We start from the raw sequence: 14,876 nt of genomic DNA, 5'->3' as shown, positions 1-14,876 counted from the left end.
ACTCGGCCAGACCGTCGTCATGGTCACCCACGACCCCGTCGCCGCCTCCTACGCCGACCGCGTCGTCTTCCTCGCCGACGGCCGCATCGTCGACGAACTGCTCAACCCCACCGCCGACACCGTCCTGGACCGCATGCGCCGCTTCGACGCCAAGGGCCGCACCAGCTGAGCCCGTTCGAAAGCCAGCCCGCAGCTTCCCGAACTACCCCCCAGGACTGACACTCCCCCATGTTCCGCACCGCACTGCGCAACGTCCTGGCCCACAAGGGCCGACTGCTGATGACGACGCTCGCCGTCATGCTCGGCACCGCCTTCGTGGCCGGCACGCTCGTCTTCTCCGACACCTTCGGCAACGCCCTCAGGACCCAGAACTCCAAGAGCTACACCGACATCGCCGTCACGGTCAGCGACAACGGGGCGGTCGGCCCCGGCTACGACCACGGCGCCCGGGCCGACGACGGCCCGCACCTCACCGAGGAGACCCGGACGAAGGTCGCCGCGCTGCCCGGCGCCGCCGAGGCGCGCGGCGTGGTCAGCGGCTTCGCCGGCATCGCCGACCGCAAGGGCGCGCTGATCGGCAACGGCTTCTCCACCACCGGCACCAACTACGTGCCGGGCGCGGACGGCACCGACCCGCGCTACCCGCTGGTCGAGGGCCGCGGCCCGAAGAACGCCGGCGAGATCGCGCTGGACACCCGGACCGCCGACAAGGGCGGCTTCAAGGTCGGCGACACCGTGCGGGTGGCCGTCAACGGTCCGGTGATGGAGCTCCGGCTCACCGGCACCCTGCACACCAACGACCCGCGCGTGCAGGCCGGCGGCTCGCTGGCCGCCTTCGACACCGCCACCGCCCAGCGGCTCTACCTGAGCCCGGGCCGGTTCGCCGAGCTGGACGTCAAGGCGAAGCCGGGGACCGACGACGCCGCACTGCTCGCCGCCGTCCGGCAGGCCGTCCCGCAGGGCGACAGCATCGAGGCCAGGACCGGCCGCGAGCTCGCCGCCGAGCAGGAGCGGATGATCGAGCAGGGCACCAAGTTCCTCACCACCTTCCTGCTGGGCTTCGCGGGCATCGCGCTGTTCGTCGGGATCTTCATCATCGCCAACACCTTCTCGATGCTGGTCGCCCAGCGCACCAGGGAGCTGGCCCTGCTGCGGGCGGTCGGCGCCACCCGCCGCCAGATCACCCGCTCGGTGCTGGTCGAGGCGCTGCTGGTCGGCCTGACGGCGTCGGTCGCCGGCCTGCTGGCCGGCATCGGGATCGCCATCGGGCTGAAGGCGGTGCTCAACGGCCCGATGGAGGCCAACCTGCCGGACGGCCCGCTGATCGTCGCCCCGGCCACCGTCGTCACCGCGATCGCGGTCGGCGTGCTGGTGACGGTGCTGGCCGCCTGGCTGCCCGCCCGCCGGGCCTCCCGGATCGCCCCGGTCGCGGCGATGAGCTCGGCCGAGCAGCCCGCCACCCAGAAGAGCCTGCTGGTCCGCAACACCATCGGCCTGCTGTGCTCGCTGGCCGGCGCGGGCGCGCTGGCGGCCGGCGTGGGCGGCAAGCAGGTCAAGCTGGTCGGCCTGGGCGCGGGCGCGCTGCTGATCGGCGTGTTCGTCCTCACCCCGCTGCTGTCGCGGCCGCTGATCGCCCTGATCGCCCCGCTGCTGCGCACCCTGTACGGGACGCCCGGCAAGCTGGCGAAGGAGAACGCGGTGCGCAACCCGCGCCGCACCGCCGCCACGGCCTCGGCGCTGACCATCGGCGTCACCCTGATCACCTCGCTGACGGTGATCGGAGCCTCGGTGAACCAGGCCCTGGACAAGGAGAACGCGAGCGACCTGAGGGCCGACTACACGGTCGCGATGAGCAACGGTTCGATGCTCTCCGCCGAGCTCGCCCCCGCGATCGCCAAGGCCCCGGGCGTCACCGCGACCAGCGTGGTGCGCGGCGTCCCGGTCAAGACGGCCGGCGCTGGCCAGGACAACGAGTGGCTGACCTCGGTCGACGGCGCGACCATCGACCGGGTGTACAAGCTCACCGTCAAGGAGGGCGCGGCCGACGCGCTCCAGCAGGGCAAGCTGCTGGTCGGCCCGTACGCCGTCGAGCACGACGGCTACCGGCTCGGCCAGACGCTGGCCGTCACCTACCCGGACGGCACCAGGGGCTCACTCACCGTCGGCGGCATCCTCGCCGAGAACAGCGCGCTGGGCAACGTCCTCGTCCCGGACGCCCTGGCCGGCCCGCACGCCACGCCCGGCAGCGGGGTGGACAAGGTCCTCGTCAAGGGCAGCGGCGGCGCGACCGCGGAGCTCAAGCAGGCCCTGCGCGACGCGACCGGCGGCAACCCGCTGATCTCCGTCAAGGGCGACGCGGACGTCAAGGCGGAGAGCCGCTCGATGGTCACCGGGCTCCTGAACATGATGTACGGGCTGCTCGGCATGTCCGTGGTCATCGCGGTGCTCGGCGTGGTGAACACCATGGCCATGTCGGTGTTCGAGCGCCGCCGGGAGATCGGCATGCTGCGGGCGATCGGCCTGGACCGGCTCGGCATCCGCCGGATGGTCCGGCTGGAGTCGCTGCTGATCGCGCTGTTCGGCGGTCTGGTCGGGGTCGGCCTCGGCATCCTGGTCGCCTGGGCGGGCCTGCGGACGCTCCGCGACTCCTTCAAGGGCCTCACCACCGTGGTGCCGCCGGTGCAGACCCTCGGCTTCCTGCTCGCGGCGGCCGCGATCGGCCTGCTGGCCGCGCTCTGGCCGGCCCGCCGGGCCTCCAGGCTCGACATCCTGGAGAGCATCAAGAGCGAGTAGCACCCGCGACGCCGCGAGGGAGCCCCGTACGGTCCCGACCGTACGGGGCTCCCGCGTCCCCGGAACCGTCCGGGGCAGCCGCCCCGAACACCACGACTAGGGCTGGAAGACCACTTCCGGATGGTCCGGCGAGGGGCCGTCCAGCAGCGGGCTGTGGATCCCCTTCAGCGTCTGGTCGAAGAACGCCGTCACGTACTCGCGGGTGATCACCACGCCGCGGGCCGGGGAGAGCGGCGGCGTCGGGAACCCGGCCTGCTCCTCGAGCAGGTCCACGTCGGTGAAGCTGGGGTGGTCGGCGCCGGTGACCGTCAGCCACCTCTTGTAGCCGCCGAGGGCGGCCCAGGCCTTCCCCCACGAGGTGTCGTGACTGCCGGGCGAGCTGTTCTCGGCCGCGCCCAGCATGAGGAACGGCCGGTTGATCCGGCCGGGCGCCGGGGCCGGGTGGAAGGTGCCGTCCATGTTCACTCCGGCCCGTACGCGCGGGTCGGCGATCATCGTGGTGGCGGCCGACGCTCCGCCGATGGAGTGTCCGGCCATGCCGATCTCGTGCTTGTCGATGAGGTGGGCCAGGGGCCACGCGGTGGTGCCGTGCGTCAACCGGTCGATCACGAAGGACACGTCCAGCGCGCGGCTGGCGGTGACCCTGTCCATGTCGAACTTCGGGTCGTCGCAGATCGCGCACGACGGCGTCCGGCCGTTGTCCAGCGTTTCGCCGCTGTCCTCGTAGGTCGGGCCGACGAGCGCGACGACGTAGCCGTGACTGGCCAGCTCGGTCGCGAGCGAGGTGAGCACCACGCGCGGGTCCCCGAACCCGGGTGAGAGGACCACCAGCGGATGCTTGCCGCGCTGCGGCCGCGCGCCGTCGAAGGCGTGCGTGGTGACGCCGGCAAGGTTCTGCGGAGTGATGCCGGTGCTCGCCGGTACCTTCGCTCGCTCGATGTGTCCGGCTGCCTCGGCGAGGGTCATGTACGGGGCCGGGGTCCCGGTCCCGGGGACGGCCGGGTAGAACATCGTGACGGTCAGTCGGCGGGGGCCGGACGACGGCACCCACGGGTCGGGGCGGTTCGCGTCGGTGAGGTGGATGACGTCCTCGCCGGCGGCGTAGGGGCCGGTCGGCGCGGGGAGCGTGCCCTGGAAGGACCGCGTGGGCGCGGTGGCCGCGGCCGAGGCCGACTGCGTGGTCGGCGGTGTGGTCGTGGCGGCGAACCCGGCGCCGGTTCCGGTGACGAGGGCGGCGAGCGTCAGGGCCGCGACAGCGCTGATACGGCGATTGCGTTTCATGGGACAGACGCTAGATTCCGCGGCGCCGGATCGAGTCGGCCCGCGGAGGTAAACGTTCCGACGCCGTTCGTACTCCCGGCGAGGTACCGGCGTCACCCACCGGGATGACGTCGACCGGACACGACCGCGCCCCGCCCGGCGGGTGCCGGGCGGGGCGCGGTGGTGAAGTGCCGTGTCAGGCGGCGGACTTGACTGCCGGAGTCTTGGCCGGCTTCGCCTTGCCGCCGCCGAGGACGTTGAAGAAGACGGCCAGCGTCGGCACCAGGTAGAGCAGCCAGACCACCAGCTGCAGCACGGTCGGGTCCGGCTGGAAGTTGAACACGCCCTTCAGCAGGGTGCCGTACCAGCTGTCCTTGGGGATGGTGCTGGAGATGTCGAAGGCGAGCTCGTGCAGGCCCGGCAGCCAGCCGGCCTCCTGCAGGTCGTGCACGCCGTAGGCGAGCACGCCGGCGGCCACGACGACCAGCATCGCGCCGGTCCAGGTGAAGAACTTCGCCAGGTTGATCTTCAGCGCGCCGCGGTAGAACAGCCAGCCGAGCACCACCGAGGTGAGCAGGCCGAGCGCGGCGCCGACCAGCGGGTTCCAGCCGTCCTCCGTCGCCTGCACGGCCGTCCAGATGAACAGCGCCGTCTCCAGGCCCTCGCGGCCGACCGCCAGGAAGGCGGTGACCACCAGCGCCGTCGTGCCCATCGCGATCGCCGCGTCCAGCTTGCCGTGCAGCTCGGTCTTCAGGTGCCGCGCGGTGCGGCGCATCCAGAACACCATCCAGGTCACCAGGCCGACCGAGATGATCGACAGCGAGCCGCCGAGCGCCTCCTGGGCCTCGAAGGTGAGCTGCGAGGAGCCGAACTGCAGCACGGCCCCGAAGGCCATGCTCAGCACCACGGCCGTCAGCACGCCGGTCCACACCGGCGGCAGCTTGTCCCGGCGGCCGGTCTTGACCAGGTAGGCGATCAGGATGCAGACGACCAGGCTGGCTTCGAGGCCTTCGCGCAGGCCGATCAGGTAGTTGCCGAACACGCGGGCTCCTGGAGGGGGTTGAGGTACGTGGGGGACGGGGGGTCAGCCGAACAGGGCCTGGCCCCACCACTCCCCCGGCTTGCGCACGCCCGCCGGGCAGGCGAAGTGGGCGGAGCCGACGTGCTGGATGTACTCGTTGAGCTTGTCGCTGCCCGCGAGCCGCTGCTGCAGCGGCACGAAGGCCTTGCGGCTGTCGCGCTGGTAGGCGAGGAAGAACAGGCCGGCGTCGAGGCGGCCGAGGCCGTCCGTGCCGTCGGTGAAGGAGAAGCCGCGGCGCAGGATCATCAGGCCGCCGTTGGCGTCCGGGTGCGCGAGGGCGACGTGCGAGTCGGCGGGCATCGCCTTCAGGTCGGGCGCGTCGTGCTCCTTGGCCTTGCCGTACGGGGCACCCTCGCCCTTGGTGCGGCCGAAGACGTCCTCCTGCTCCTTGAGCGAGGTGCGGTCCCAGGTCTCGATGTGCATCCGGATGCGCCGGGCGACGAGGTAGGAGCCGCCGGTCATCCAGTCGGCGCCGTCGCCGGGGGCGGCCCAGACGTGCTCGGCCAGCTTGTCGGTGTCGGTGCCCGCGATGTTGTGGGTGCCGTCCTTGAAGCCGAGCAGGTTGCGCGGGGTCTGCGCGTCCGGGGTGGTGGAGGAGGTCTTGCCGAAGCCGAGCTGCGACCAGCGGATGCTGACGGTGCCCATGCCGATCCGGGCCAGGTTGCGGATCGCGTGCACGGCGACCTGCGGGTCGTCGGCGCAGGCCTGGACGCAGATGTCGCCGCCGCTGCGCAGCGGGTCGAGCTTGTCGCCCTTGAAGCCCGGCAGGTCGATCAGCGCCTCGGGCCGCTTGGCCTTGAGGCCGAAGCGGTCGACGCCGTCCTTCTCGAACAGGGTGGGCCCGAAGCCGATGGTGAGGGTGAGCCGGGAGGCGGGCAGGCCGAGCGCCTCGCCGGTGTCGTCCGGCGGCGCCTCGGGCAGGCCGGTGGCGGCGCCGGTGCCGACCTCGCGGCCGCCGGTCATCGCGGCGGCGGCCTTCGTCCACTCCTTGAGCATCTTGACCAGGGAGTCCCGGGTGGCGCGCTCGGAGACGTCGAAGGCGGCGAAGTGCAGGCGGTCCTGGACGGGCGTGGCGATGCCGGCCTGGTGCTCGCCGTAGAACGGCACCTCGGCGGCGGGCTGCGCGGCCGCGGCGGGGGCCGGGTCGTCGTCCTGCCGGGTGGCGGCGGCCACCGAGCCGACCGCGGCGGCGCCGAGCGCGACGCCCGCGCCGGCCCAGCCGATCACCGCGCGACGGCTGACGGCGCTGCGGGGTGCGGTCGTGGCGGTGGCGGTGGCGGTGGCGTCGGTGCCGGCCGGCGTCTCGTTCTGCTGCTGGTTCTCGGCGTCCATCGGCGGCCGGGCCCTTCTCGTTCTCGCTGAACTGCTGTGCTGGACTGCTGTGCTGAACTGCTCGGTGCTGGTTCACCGGGGCCGAGCGGCCCCGGTGCGGGTGAACCGCTGCCGCTGGTCGGCTACTTCACGACCACGGCGGCGGCCAGCTTCGACAGCGGCTCGCCCAGCGAGTTGACCGCGTCGGAGAAGGCCTTGCGCTCGGCCTCGGTGACCTTGTCGTAGGACGTGAAGGTGCCGTCCGCCTGCTTGTACTTGGCGAGCAGGGCGTTGATGGCGGTGAACTCGGAGTCCAGGGTCTTGGACAGCTCCGGGTCCTTCTCGGCGGCGACCGGCTTCAGCAGCTCGTAGGCCTTCTGCGCGCCCTCGACGTTGGCCTGGAAGTCGGCCAGGTCGGTGTGGCTGTAGCGGTCCTCCTCGCCGGTGATCTTGTTGGTGGCGACCTCGTCCAGCAGTTCCTTGGCGCCGTTGGCCATGCTGGTGGCGGTGATCTCGGCGGAGGGGATCTTCTTCTGCCAGTCCTTCAGGTCGGCGACCAGCTGGTCGGCGAGGGTCTTCTCCTCGTCGCCGATCTTCGCGTCGGCCCAGAGCGCCTTCTCCAGCCGGTGCCAGCCGGTCCACTTCTGGCCCTGCTCGACCTTGTCCTCGCGGGTGTCGGTCTTCGGGTCGACGTCGCCGAAGCTCTCGGCGACCGGCTCGGTGCGCTCCCAGCCGGTGCGCGAGGGCGCGTACAGCGACTTGGCCTTCTCCAGGTCGCCGGCCTTGATCGCGCCCGCGAAGGCCTCGACGGCCGGGATGGTGGCGTCCGCCTGCTCCTGCGCGTACTTCCGGTAGGCGTCGACGGCGCCGGCCAGCCGCGGGTCGGCCGGGGCGGCGCTGCCGCTCGCGCCGGTGACGGTGATCTTCTGGCGGATGCCGTCGCCGACCATGCCGGGCTTGCAGGCGATCTCGTACGAGCCGGCCTTGATCTCGGCGTTGATGCTGGCCTTGGTGCCGGGGCCGATGTTCTCGCGCTCGGTGACGATCTTGTCGCCCTCGCCGTAGACGTAGACCTCGGTCGTCTTGGAGCCCTTGTTGCTGATGTCCAGCACGACGTGCCCGGCCGGGAAGGTCGTCTTCGAGACCTCGCAGGCGCTGTCGGTGGCGTTCACCTTGACCGCGTCCGCGTCGCCGGCCTTGTCGTCCTTCTTGGCGGCGCAGCCGGCCAGGGCGGCGGTGGCCACGGCGAGGGTGAGCAGCGCGGCTGCGGTGGAACGGCGGCGGGCGGACATACGGGCTCCAACGGAAAAGGGCATGGGGGTGCCAAGGCGGGGTAAAGCACCGGCCGGAACCGGAGCCTCCTCATTAGCTAAGGCATACCTTACGTAGGAATGCTTTACCTTCCACACCCACCCCCCTGACCGTTACCGTTCCGGTGCCCGGCGGGCGGCGGCCCGGGCCGTCCAGCGGCCCTCGTGGCGGGTGATCCGGATCGGGTGGCCGAAGGTCTCGCTGATCAGCTCCGTGGTCATCACCCGCTCCACCGGCCCGGCGGCCACGCGCTCCCCGCCGCGCAGCAGCAGGGCGTGGGTGGTGCTCTCCGGCAGCTCCTCCAGGTGGTGGGTGACCAGCACGCTGGCCAGCTCCGGGTGCTGGTGGCGCAGCAGGTCGAGGCTGTCCAGCAGCAGTTCGCGGGCGGTCAGGTCGAGGCCGGTGGCGGGCTCGTCGAGCAGCAGCAGGCGGGGGCTGGGCATCAGCGCGCGGGCGATCAGGGCCCGGCCGCGCTCGCCCTGGGAGAGGGTGGTCCACGGGGCATCGGCGAGCGCGGTCATGCCGAGGGTGGCGATCAGCAGCTCGGCCCGGTCGACCGTCTCGGGGGCGGGCTTGCGGTACAGGTCGGGCTCGATGGTGCCGGCGTGGCCGGTGAGCACCACCTCGCGCACGCTCAGCGGGGAGCGCAGCGGGTGGCGGGGGTCGACGTGGCCGAGGTGGGCGCGCAGCTCGCGGACGTCGACCCGGCCGAGCCGGCGGCCGAGCACGTCGACCTCGCCGCGGGTGGGGTGGGAGACGGCGCCGAGCAGGGCGAGCAGGGTGGACTTCCCGGCGCCGTTCGGGCCGAGCAGCGCCCAGTGCTCGCCGGGGCGGATGGTCAGGTCGATGCCGCGCAGCAGGTACCGGCCGTCGCGCACGACGTCCACGCCGCGGGTGCGCAGCAGCGGGGCGTCGGGGTCGGGGTCGGGGCCGGGCGGGCGCGTGGGCGGGTGTTCGATCGTCACGGCGACAGCCTAGGGGGGCGGTTGACGTCCGGTCATTTTGATTTGAACAGGACACAACTTGGCAAAGATATGACCTTCCCTCTAGCTGACCATGACCGGCCGCCGTCAATCTCGGTCCAGCTCTTTTCCCTGCCCCTACCCCCACAGGAGCCGGAGTGTTCCCCAACACCTCCTCCCGTCGTGCCCTCGCAGCGGGCGCGATAGCCGTCGTCGCGGCCCTGACCGCCGTGACCGTCCCCGCCACCACCGCCTCGGCCGCCCCCGGCATGCGCGAGGCCGCGATCGCCCAGGCCCGCGCCAACGTCGCCCGGAACTCCGGGGTGTTCGGCTTCGGCGCCGGCCAGGACCTCGTCCTCAAGGACGTCGTGCTCGACCAGGACGGCAGCTCGCACGTCCGCTTCGACCGCACCTACCAGGGCCTGCCGGTCGTCGGCGGCGACCTGGTCGTCCACCAGGACGCCCGCGGCAGACTGAAGGACTCCTCCCGCGCCGCCGCCCACGACGCCGCCGTCAAGTCCACCGTCCCCAAGGTGCCCGCGCAGTCCGGCGCCGCCAACGCGCTCTCCGCCGCACCCGGCGTCAAGGACGCCACCAGCACCCCCGAACTGGTCGTCTGGGCCGCCGACGGCACCCCGCGCCTGGCCTGGCGCACCACCGTCGAGGGCACCGGCGAACACGGCCAGCCGGCCGGGCGGATCGTCGTCACCGACGCCGCCACCGGCGAGCAGATCGAGGCCTACGACGCCGAGCACGAGGCCTCCGGCACCGGCAACTCCGAGTACACCGGCACCGTGACCATCGACACCACCGCCCAGTCGGGCGGCGGCTACACCCTCACGGACCCGGTCCGCGGCCACGTCACCAAGGACGCCAAGAACCTCAGCTCCAGCTCGATCAGCGCCGGCTCCGGCGTCGCCTTCACCAGCGCCACCAACGTCTGGGGCGACGGGAAGAAGTTCTCCACCGACCGCTCCACCGCGGCCGTCGACGCCCACGCCAACACCGCCTGGACGTACGACTACTACAAGAACGTGCACGGCCGCAGCGGCATCAAGAACGACGGCCGGGGCGCCACCGTGTTCGTCCACGTGGGCACCAACTGGGACAACGCCCAGTGGTCCGACAGCTGCTTCTGCATGATGACCGGCGACGGCAACGGCACCACCGACCCGGAGCAGGTCGACCTCGACACCATGGGCCACGAGATGACCCACGGCGTCACCAGCGCCACCGCCAACCTGCGCTACAGCGGCGAGTCCGGCGGCCTCAACGAGTCCACCAGCGACATCTTCGGCACCATGGTGGAGTGGTACGCCAACAACAGCCTCGACACCGGCGACTACCTGTTCAGCGACCAGTCCACCCCGCCGTGGCTGCGCCGCTTCGACAAGCCCTCGCTGGACGGCAAGTCGGCGGACTGCTGGAGCAGTTCGGTCGGCAAGCTCAACGTGCACTACTCCTCGGGCGTCGGCAACCACTGGTTCTACCTGGCCAGCGAGGGCAGCGGCAGCAAGACCGTCAACGGCGTCCCGTACAACAGCCCGACCTGCAACGGCTCCACGGTCACCGGCATCGGCAACCAGAAGGTCGCCAAGATCTGGTACCGCGCGCTGACCGTCTACATGACCTCCACGACGAACTACAAGGGCGCCCGCGCCGCCTCCCTCAACGCCGCCCGCGACCTGTACGGCGCCGGCAGCACCGAGTACAACGCGATCGCGGCGGCCTGGAGCGGGGTCAACGTCAACTAGCCTCCTGTGGCTAGGAGTTGAACCCGACGTGGACGTGGTCGTGGTGGGTGTCGTCGGTGAAGAACTGGTTGCCGGCCCCCGCGATCGCCACCGGCCCGCCCACGTTGTACGAGCCAGCGGCGGCCGCGTCCCGCATGAAGGACTCGACCAGCTGCCGGGGCGTCGCCGGATCCACCACGGCCCGGCCGTCGATCCGCCACACGTCGAAGGCCCGGCCCAGCGGATGGTCGCTGGGCCGGGTCGTCCCGAACACGTCCACGGGGTGGCCGGTCCGCACCACGCTCACCGACAGCGTGTACGGGCCGGCCAGCCGCAGCATCGCCTCCAGCACGCTGTCGTGGACGTTGCCGCTGCGCAGGTCGGCCGCCGCCTCGGGCGGCAGCTCGATCCGCGGCTCGGCCAGCACCCGGGCCACCGCCGGGGCGGGCGGGGCGACGGCCGGGCCGGGATCGCCCGGGCGCAGGTCGGTGACCGTCCAGCGCGGCTCGGCCCGGCTCAGCCGGACGTCCACCGTGGTGCCGCCCTCGGCCACCGAACCGTCCGCCTGCCGGCGCCACTGGCGGCACACCACCAGCACGCTGGCCGAGTCGGCGAGCAGCCCGCCGTACTGGGCGTCGATCACCTCCAGGCTCGCCTCCGGCGCGGCCGGGGCCAACGGGCCCGCCCGGTCCGCCAGGGCGGGCGGCAGGCCCAGCGCCGCCACCCGGGCCCGCGCCGCCCCGGCACCCTGCCCGCCGGTCGGCCACCCGCCGAGGGCGGCCACCAGCTCGACGGCGCGGCGCTTCACGTCCGGCTGCAGCTCGCCCGGGCCGGGCTGCCACAGCGGCGGGTTCGGCAGCGGCGGGTTCGGCAGCGGCGGGTTCGGCGGCGCGGACGGGCTCCCGGCGGGGCTGCCGGACGGGCTCCCGGCGGGACTGCTGGACGGACTCCCGGACGGGCTCCCGGACGGCGCCGGGGTCACGGCGCCCGGCGAACCGGTGGACGCCGGGCCGGCCGAGGCCGTCGCACCGCCCGCCCGCCGGGCGGCCCCGCTCCCGCACCCCGCCACGCCCAGCAGCACCGCCGCCGCCCCGACCCGCAACACCTCGCGCCGGCCCGCAGCGCCGTCTCGGCTCACCATGCGGTCAGTATCCGACCGGCCGGCCGCGACGGCTGCCGCGCCGAGCCCGGATGGCGGATCGGCCCGGAGGGCGCCGAGCCCCCCCTCACGCCACCCCGAAGCCGTCCGCCACCAGCCGCGTCGCCCAGCGCTGGAGCGCGGGCAGCACGGGCGGGTGGGTGAGGCCGACGGTGGCGGCCAGGCGCTCGGCGGAGGCCGTGTCGTACTGCTCCTCCGACAGGAACGCGAAGCTCTTCGGCGCGCTCCCGGTCAGCACTCGCGGGAGCCTGCGCACCAGGGCGGGCGGGACGGTGGCCCGGGGCGGGCGCACATCGAGGTGGGCGGCGAGCATCCCGATCAGGTCGGGGAGGAACGGGGTACTGGGGTCGAGCACGGTGTGCACCTGGACCGGCTCCCGGTCGAACTCGGGGACGGCGGCGAGGAACCGGGCCAGGTGGTCGACCGTCACGACCGGCACGAAGGTCCGCTTGCTGCTGGGCAGCAGCGCCAGCCGCCCGGTGTGCAGGTGCCGGACCATCTCGGCGAGGCCGATGTGCTGCCCGGCCTCGCCGGTGCGCGAGTGCCCGATGACGCTGGCCGGGTTGACGGTGGTGAGCGGCACCCCGAGCCCGGGGGCGGTGACCCGGACGGCGGCGTCGGCGAGCCGCTTGGAGGCCAGGTACCCGTCGAGGCCGCGGTACAGCGCCTCGACGGCCGGCTGGTCGAGCGGGTAGCGCGGCTGCGGGTCGTTGCCGGTGCGGTACCCGGACACGTGGACCATCCGCCGCAGCATCGGCCGGCCCGCCGCCCACTGCAGGACGTTCAGCGCGCCGTACAGGTTGACGGGCTCGGCCTCGGCGCGGGTGAGGCCGAAGCGGTAGCGGGCGGCGAGGTTGTACACGTCCCTGACCTCCCCGAGCCGGGCGTCGTCCGCGGGCGAGAGGCCGAGGACGGGCCGGGTGAGGTCGGCGGGGACGGTGGTGAGTTCGGCGCTGTCGGCGCCGTGGTCGCGCAGCCATCTGCGCAGCCAGGCGGCGGCTCCGACGCCGCGGACGGCGGCGGCCACCGGCACGCCCTGGGTGAGGAGTTCGAGGGCCAGCCAGCGTCCGAGGAAGCCGGTGGAGCCGAGGATCAGCACTCGGGGCGGCAGGGTGGGTGACATGACGGACACTCCGTAATCTGGATACCGGTCTGCGACAACTCTGGTCTGGCGCGCGGAGGTTACCGGCTGCTGACGGGCATGCGGAAGAGCCGCCCCCGCCCCGGGCCTCGGGGACCGGGAGCGGGGGCGGCCAGGGCGCGCCGATCAGCCGCAGGGCGGCCGGGCCCGGGTATCCGCCCCCTTGGATCCCATGCGGGAAACCATAGACCGGTCGACATATTCCTGTCGCCGGATCAACAACACCGCCCAGCGGAGGAGTTCGGCGCCGTCAGACCTTGAGCGCGGGCGGGAACCCGGTCCAGCACAGCTCCTCGGGCAGATGGCGCAGGTCGTTGTAGAGCAGCACGGACGGCGGCCGGCCGGGCGCGTAGCGCAGCACGGTGAGCGCGGTGTTGCCCGGGTTGAGGCCGAGCCAGCGCCACGCCGGGGCGTCCATGGCCTGCCGGACCAGCCAGCCGATCAGGAAGGCGTGGGTGACGACCAGTTCGTGCCGTTCCGCGCCGCCCGCCACCGGCCCGGTGAACCGCTCGACGGCCTGCCGGGCGAGCTCCCGGCCCTGGTCGCGTTCCTCCGCCGAGGTGCTGGACAGGAAGTCGAGCAGGAACTCCGCGCTGTCGTCCGGAAGTTCGCCCCGCTCGGGTACGTGCGGGACGTAGTCGCCGGCCTCGGCGCAGGCCGCCGCCCGGACGCCGCCGAGCTGTTCGGCGACGAGCCGGGCGGTTTCCGCGGCGCGCGGCAGCGGCCCGTGGTGGACGGCGGTGATCGGCCGCTCGGCGAGGCGGCGTCCGAGCAGGACGGCCTGCCGGCGCCCGATGTCGGTGAGTTCGCCGTCCGGGGTCGCCTCGCCGTGCCGGGCCAGGTAGAGGTAGCGGGTGGCGGTGTCGCTCATGCGGGTCCTTGCTGCAGGTGGGGCGGTGGGGGTCGTTCCCGGAGCGACGCGGCCGGACCGCCGCCCGGTTCCGTCCCCCTGCCGCTACCCGGCCCGTTCGAGGAGCAGCAGCGACCAGTGCACGTCCGTCCGCCCGTGCAGGTCGGCCCGTTCGGCGCGGTGGCGCAGCCGCAGGCCGCGGGCGGCGGCGAGGTCGACGGCCTCCTCGGCGCCGGCGTCGTACATCCGGCGGTCGGCGGGGACGGGCCCGTGGCGCAGCGTGAGGGAGAGCCGGCCGCCGGGGGCGAGCAGGGCGGCGAGCGCGTCCATCGCGGCCGGGCGTTCCTCGGGGGCGAGGTGCATCCAGACGGCGGTGAGCAGGACGAGGTCGTAGCGTGCGGTCTCGGCGCGGAGCAGCGGCAGCTCGGGCAGCGCGTCCGGGACCCAGCGGATGCCGGCGCCGGCGTGCAACCGTTCGCCGATGGCGCGGAGTTCGGGGGTCGGTTCGGCGGCGGTCACCCGGTGCCCGAGGCGGGCGAGCGCGGCGGCGTCGCGCCCGGTGCCGGCGCCGACGTCGAGGACGGCGGCGGGCGGCGCCGGGTAGTGCGGCCGCAGCTCGCGGTGGACGTCGGCGAAGTCGACGGCCTCGTACTGTTCGGCGAGCCGCGCGGCCGCCGGGCCGTAACCGGTCGTGCCCGCAGGCCGGTTCATGATCGTGCTCCCCCGCTGTTGCCCTGGACGGCCCGTTCGGCGTCGCCGACGAGTACGGCGTCGCCCGCCGCGGCCGCGTCGGCGAAGAAGTCCCGCAGGTCGCGCAGGTCGGCGACGATGCGGGCGGCCCACGCCTCGGACCACGGCGTGGGGAAGCCCTGGGTGGCGACGGTGCGGGCGAGCACGGCGGCCTGCTGACGGACGAGTTCACCGAGCGCGGAGCCGCGCAGGAACGCGGCCGCGGCCGCGACCTGTTCGGGCCGCAGGACCAGCGGCACGCCCGCCGCGGCGCCGTCCGGGCCGTCCGGGCCGGGCGGACCGGGCGGGCCGGGCGGGCCGCCGTAGACGGGCAGCCGGGCGGCCGGGTCCGGGTGCAACCCGTTCTCGGTGAGCGCGAGCTCCATCAGCAGGGCGGTGCGGCGCACGCCGAGGGCGAGCCCGGCGGCGGCCAGCCGGTCGTACCGGACGTCGCGGTGCCGGGGCACCAGCTCGCCGAGCTCCTGCGGCGAGCAGCCGTCCACCGCCCGCCCGGGCAGGCGGCGCCAGAAGTGATCCACACTCACC

12 protein-coding genes and 1 pseudogene are annotated in these 14,876 nt (G+C 73.5%); 3 read left to right on the top strand and 10 right to left on the bottom strand.

Annotation, left to right across the window (positions count from 1 at the left end; genetic code table 11):
• Positions 1-169, top strand: a pseudogene (locus tag VM95_RS39720) (ABC transporter ATP-binding protein); the annotation flags it as partial.
• Positions 170-228: 59 nt separating this feature from the next.
• A complete protein-coding gene (locus VM95_RS24040) occupies positions 229-2,793 on the top strand; it encodes an ABC transporter permease (RefSeq protein ID WP_045700141.1) in 2,565 nt (854 codons plus the stop codon).
• Between the two features lie 96 nt (positions 2,794-2,889).
• Here the strand turns inward: VM95_RS24040 and VM95_RS24035 are convergent, their stop codons facing one another.
• The 5 genes from VM95_RS24035 to VM95_RS24015 all read right to left on the bottom strand — a co-directional run bounded on the left by VM95_RS24035 (position 2,890) and on the right by VM95_RS24015 (position 8,721).
• On the bottom strand, positions 2,890-4,074 hold the full coding sequence (locus VM95_RS24035; RefSeq protein ID WP_045700140.1) for an alpha/beta hydrolase family protein: 1,185 nt from the start codon (positions 4,072-4,074) through the stop codon (positions 2,890-2,892).
• Positions 4,075-4,249: 175 nt separating this feature from the next.
• On the bottom strand, positions 4,250-5,095 hold the full coding sequence (gene efeU, locus VM95_RS24030) for an iron uptake transporter permease EfeU (RefSeq protein ID WP_045700139.1): 846 nt from the start codon (positions 5,093-5,095) through the stop codon (positions 4,250-4,252).
• A 42-nt stretch (positions 5,096-5,137) separates the two neighbouring features.
• On the bottom strand, positions 5,138-6,466 hold the full coding sequence (gene efeB, locus VM95_RS24025; protein WP_078860446.1) for an iron uptake transporter deferrochelatase/peroxidase subunit: 1,329 nt from the start codon (positions 6,464-6,466) through the stop codon (positions 5,138-5,140).
• Between the two features lie 122 nt (positions 6,467-6,588).
• Positions 6,589-7,737, bottom strand: coding sequence for an iron uptake system protein EfeO (gene efeO / locus VM95_RS24020; protein ID WP_045700138.1), 1,149 nt, complete (start codon positions 7,735-7,737; stop codon positions 6,589-6,591).
• Positions 7,738-7,869: 132 nt separating this feature from the next.
• On the bottom strand, positions 7,870-8,721 hold the full coding sequence (locus VM95_RS24015; RefSeq protein ID WP_244178922.1) for an ABC transporter ATP-binding protein: 852 nt from the start codon (positions 8,719-8,721) through the stop codon (positions 7,870-7,872).
• Positions 8,722-8,876: 155 nt separating this feature from the next.
• On the opposite strand from VM95_RS24015, the gene VM95_RS24010 reads away from it, so the two are divergent.
• Positions 8,877-10,472, top strand: a complete 1,596-nt coding sequence (locus VM95_RS24010) for a M4 family metallopeptidase (protein ID WP_045700137.1) — start codon at positions 8,877-8,879, stop codon at positions 10,470-10,472.
• A gap of 10 nt (positions 10,473-10,482) precedes the next feature.
• On the opposite strand, the gene VM95_RS24005 is transcribed toward VM95_RS24010, so the two are convergent.
• The 5 genes from VM95_RS24005 to VM95_RS23985 form a co-directional block, all read right to left on the bottom strand.
• Positions 10,483-11,592 (bottom strand): hypothetical protein, encoded by a 1,110-nt coding sequence (locus VM95_RS24005; RefSeq protein ID WP_244178921.1) that lies wholly within the window; start codon positions 11,590-11,592, stop codon positions 10,483-10,485.
• A gap of 85 nt (positions 11,593-11,677) precedes the next feature.
• Positions 11,678-12,733, bottom strand: coding sequence for an SDR family oxidoreductase (locus VM95_RS24000; protein WP_045700136.1), 1,056 nt, complete (start codon positions 12,731-12,733; stop codon positions 11,678-11,680).
• A gap of 268 nt (positions 12,734-13,001) precedes the next feature.
• The gene (locus tag VM95_RS23995; RefSeq protein WP_045700135.1) at positions 13,002-13,622 is read right to left on the bottom strand and encodes a histidine phosphatase family protein; all 621 of its coding nucleotides are present in this window, start codon (positions 13,620-13,622) and stop codon (positions 13,002-13,004) included.
• 84 nt (positions 13,623-13,706) lie between these two features.
• Complete coding sequence (locus VM95_RS23990) at positions 13,707-14,312, bottom strand: class I SAM-dependent methyltransferase (RefSeq protein WP_045700134.1); 606 nt, start codon at positions 14,310-14,312, stop codon at positions 13,707-13,709.
• On the bottom strand, positions 14,309-14,875 hold the full coding sequence (locus tag VM95_RS23985) for a hypothetical protein (RefSeq protein ID WP_157882181.1): 567 nt from the start codon (positions 14,873-14,875) through the stop codon (positions 14,309-14,311). Before VM95_RS23985 ends, VM95_RS23990 begins: the two co-directional genes overlap by 4 nt.
• Between the last annotated feature and the right edge of the window lies 1 nt (position 14,876).

The organism is Streptomyces rubellomurinus, assembly GCF_000961885.1.
GTDB lineage: Bacteria > Actinomycetota > Actinomycetes > Streptomycetales > Streptomycetaceae > Kitasatospora > Kitasatospora rubellomurina.
This window is presented reverse-complemented; position numbering and strand designations above follow the sequence as displayed.

Excerpts from the sequence above, each read along its gene's own strand:
- VM95_RS24040 (WP_045700141.1), top strand. The coding sequence starts at position 229 with ATGTTCCGCACCGCACTGCGCAACGTCCTGGCCCACAAGGGCCGACTG.
- VM95_RS24035 (WP_045700140.1), bottom strand. The coding sequence starts at position 4,074 with ATGAAACGCAATCGCCGTATCAGCGCTGTCGCGGCCCTGACGCTCGCC.
- efeB (WP_078860446.1), bottom strand. The coding sequence starts at position 6,466 with ATGGACGCCGAGAACCAGCAGCAGAACGAGACGCCGGCCGGCACCGAC.
- efeO (WP_045700138.1), bottom strand. The coding sequence starts at position 7,737 with ATGTCCGCCCGCCGCCGTTCCACCGCAGCCGCGCTGCTCACCCTCGCC.
- VM95_RS24005 (WP_244178921.1), bottom strand. The coding sequence starts at position 11,592 with ATGGTGAGCCGAGACGGCGCTGCGGGCCGGCGCGAGGTGTTGCGGGTC.
- VM95_RS24000 (WP_045700136.1), bottom strand. The coding sequence starts at position 12,733 with ATGTCACCCACCCTGCCGCCCCGAGTGCTGATCCTCGGCTCCACCGGC.
- VM95_RS23995 (WP_045700135.1), bottom strand. The coding sequence starts at position 13,622 with ATGAGCGACACCGCCACCCGCTACCTCTACCTGGCCCGGCACGGCGAG.
- VM95_RS23990 (WP_045700134.1), bottom strand. The coding sequence starts at position 14,312 with ATGAACCGGCCTGCGGGCACGACCGGTTACGGCCCGGCGGCCGCGCGG.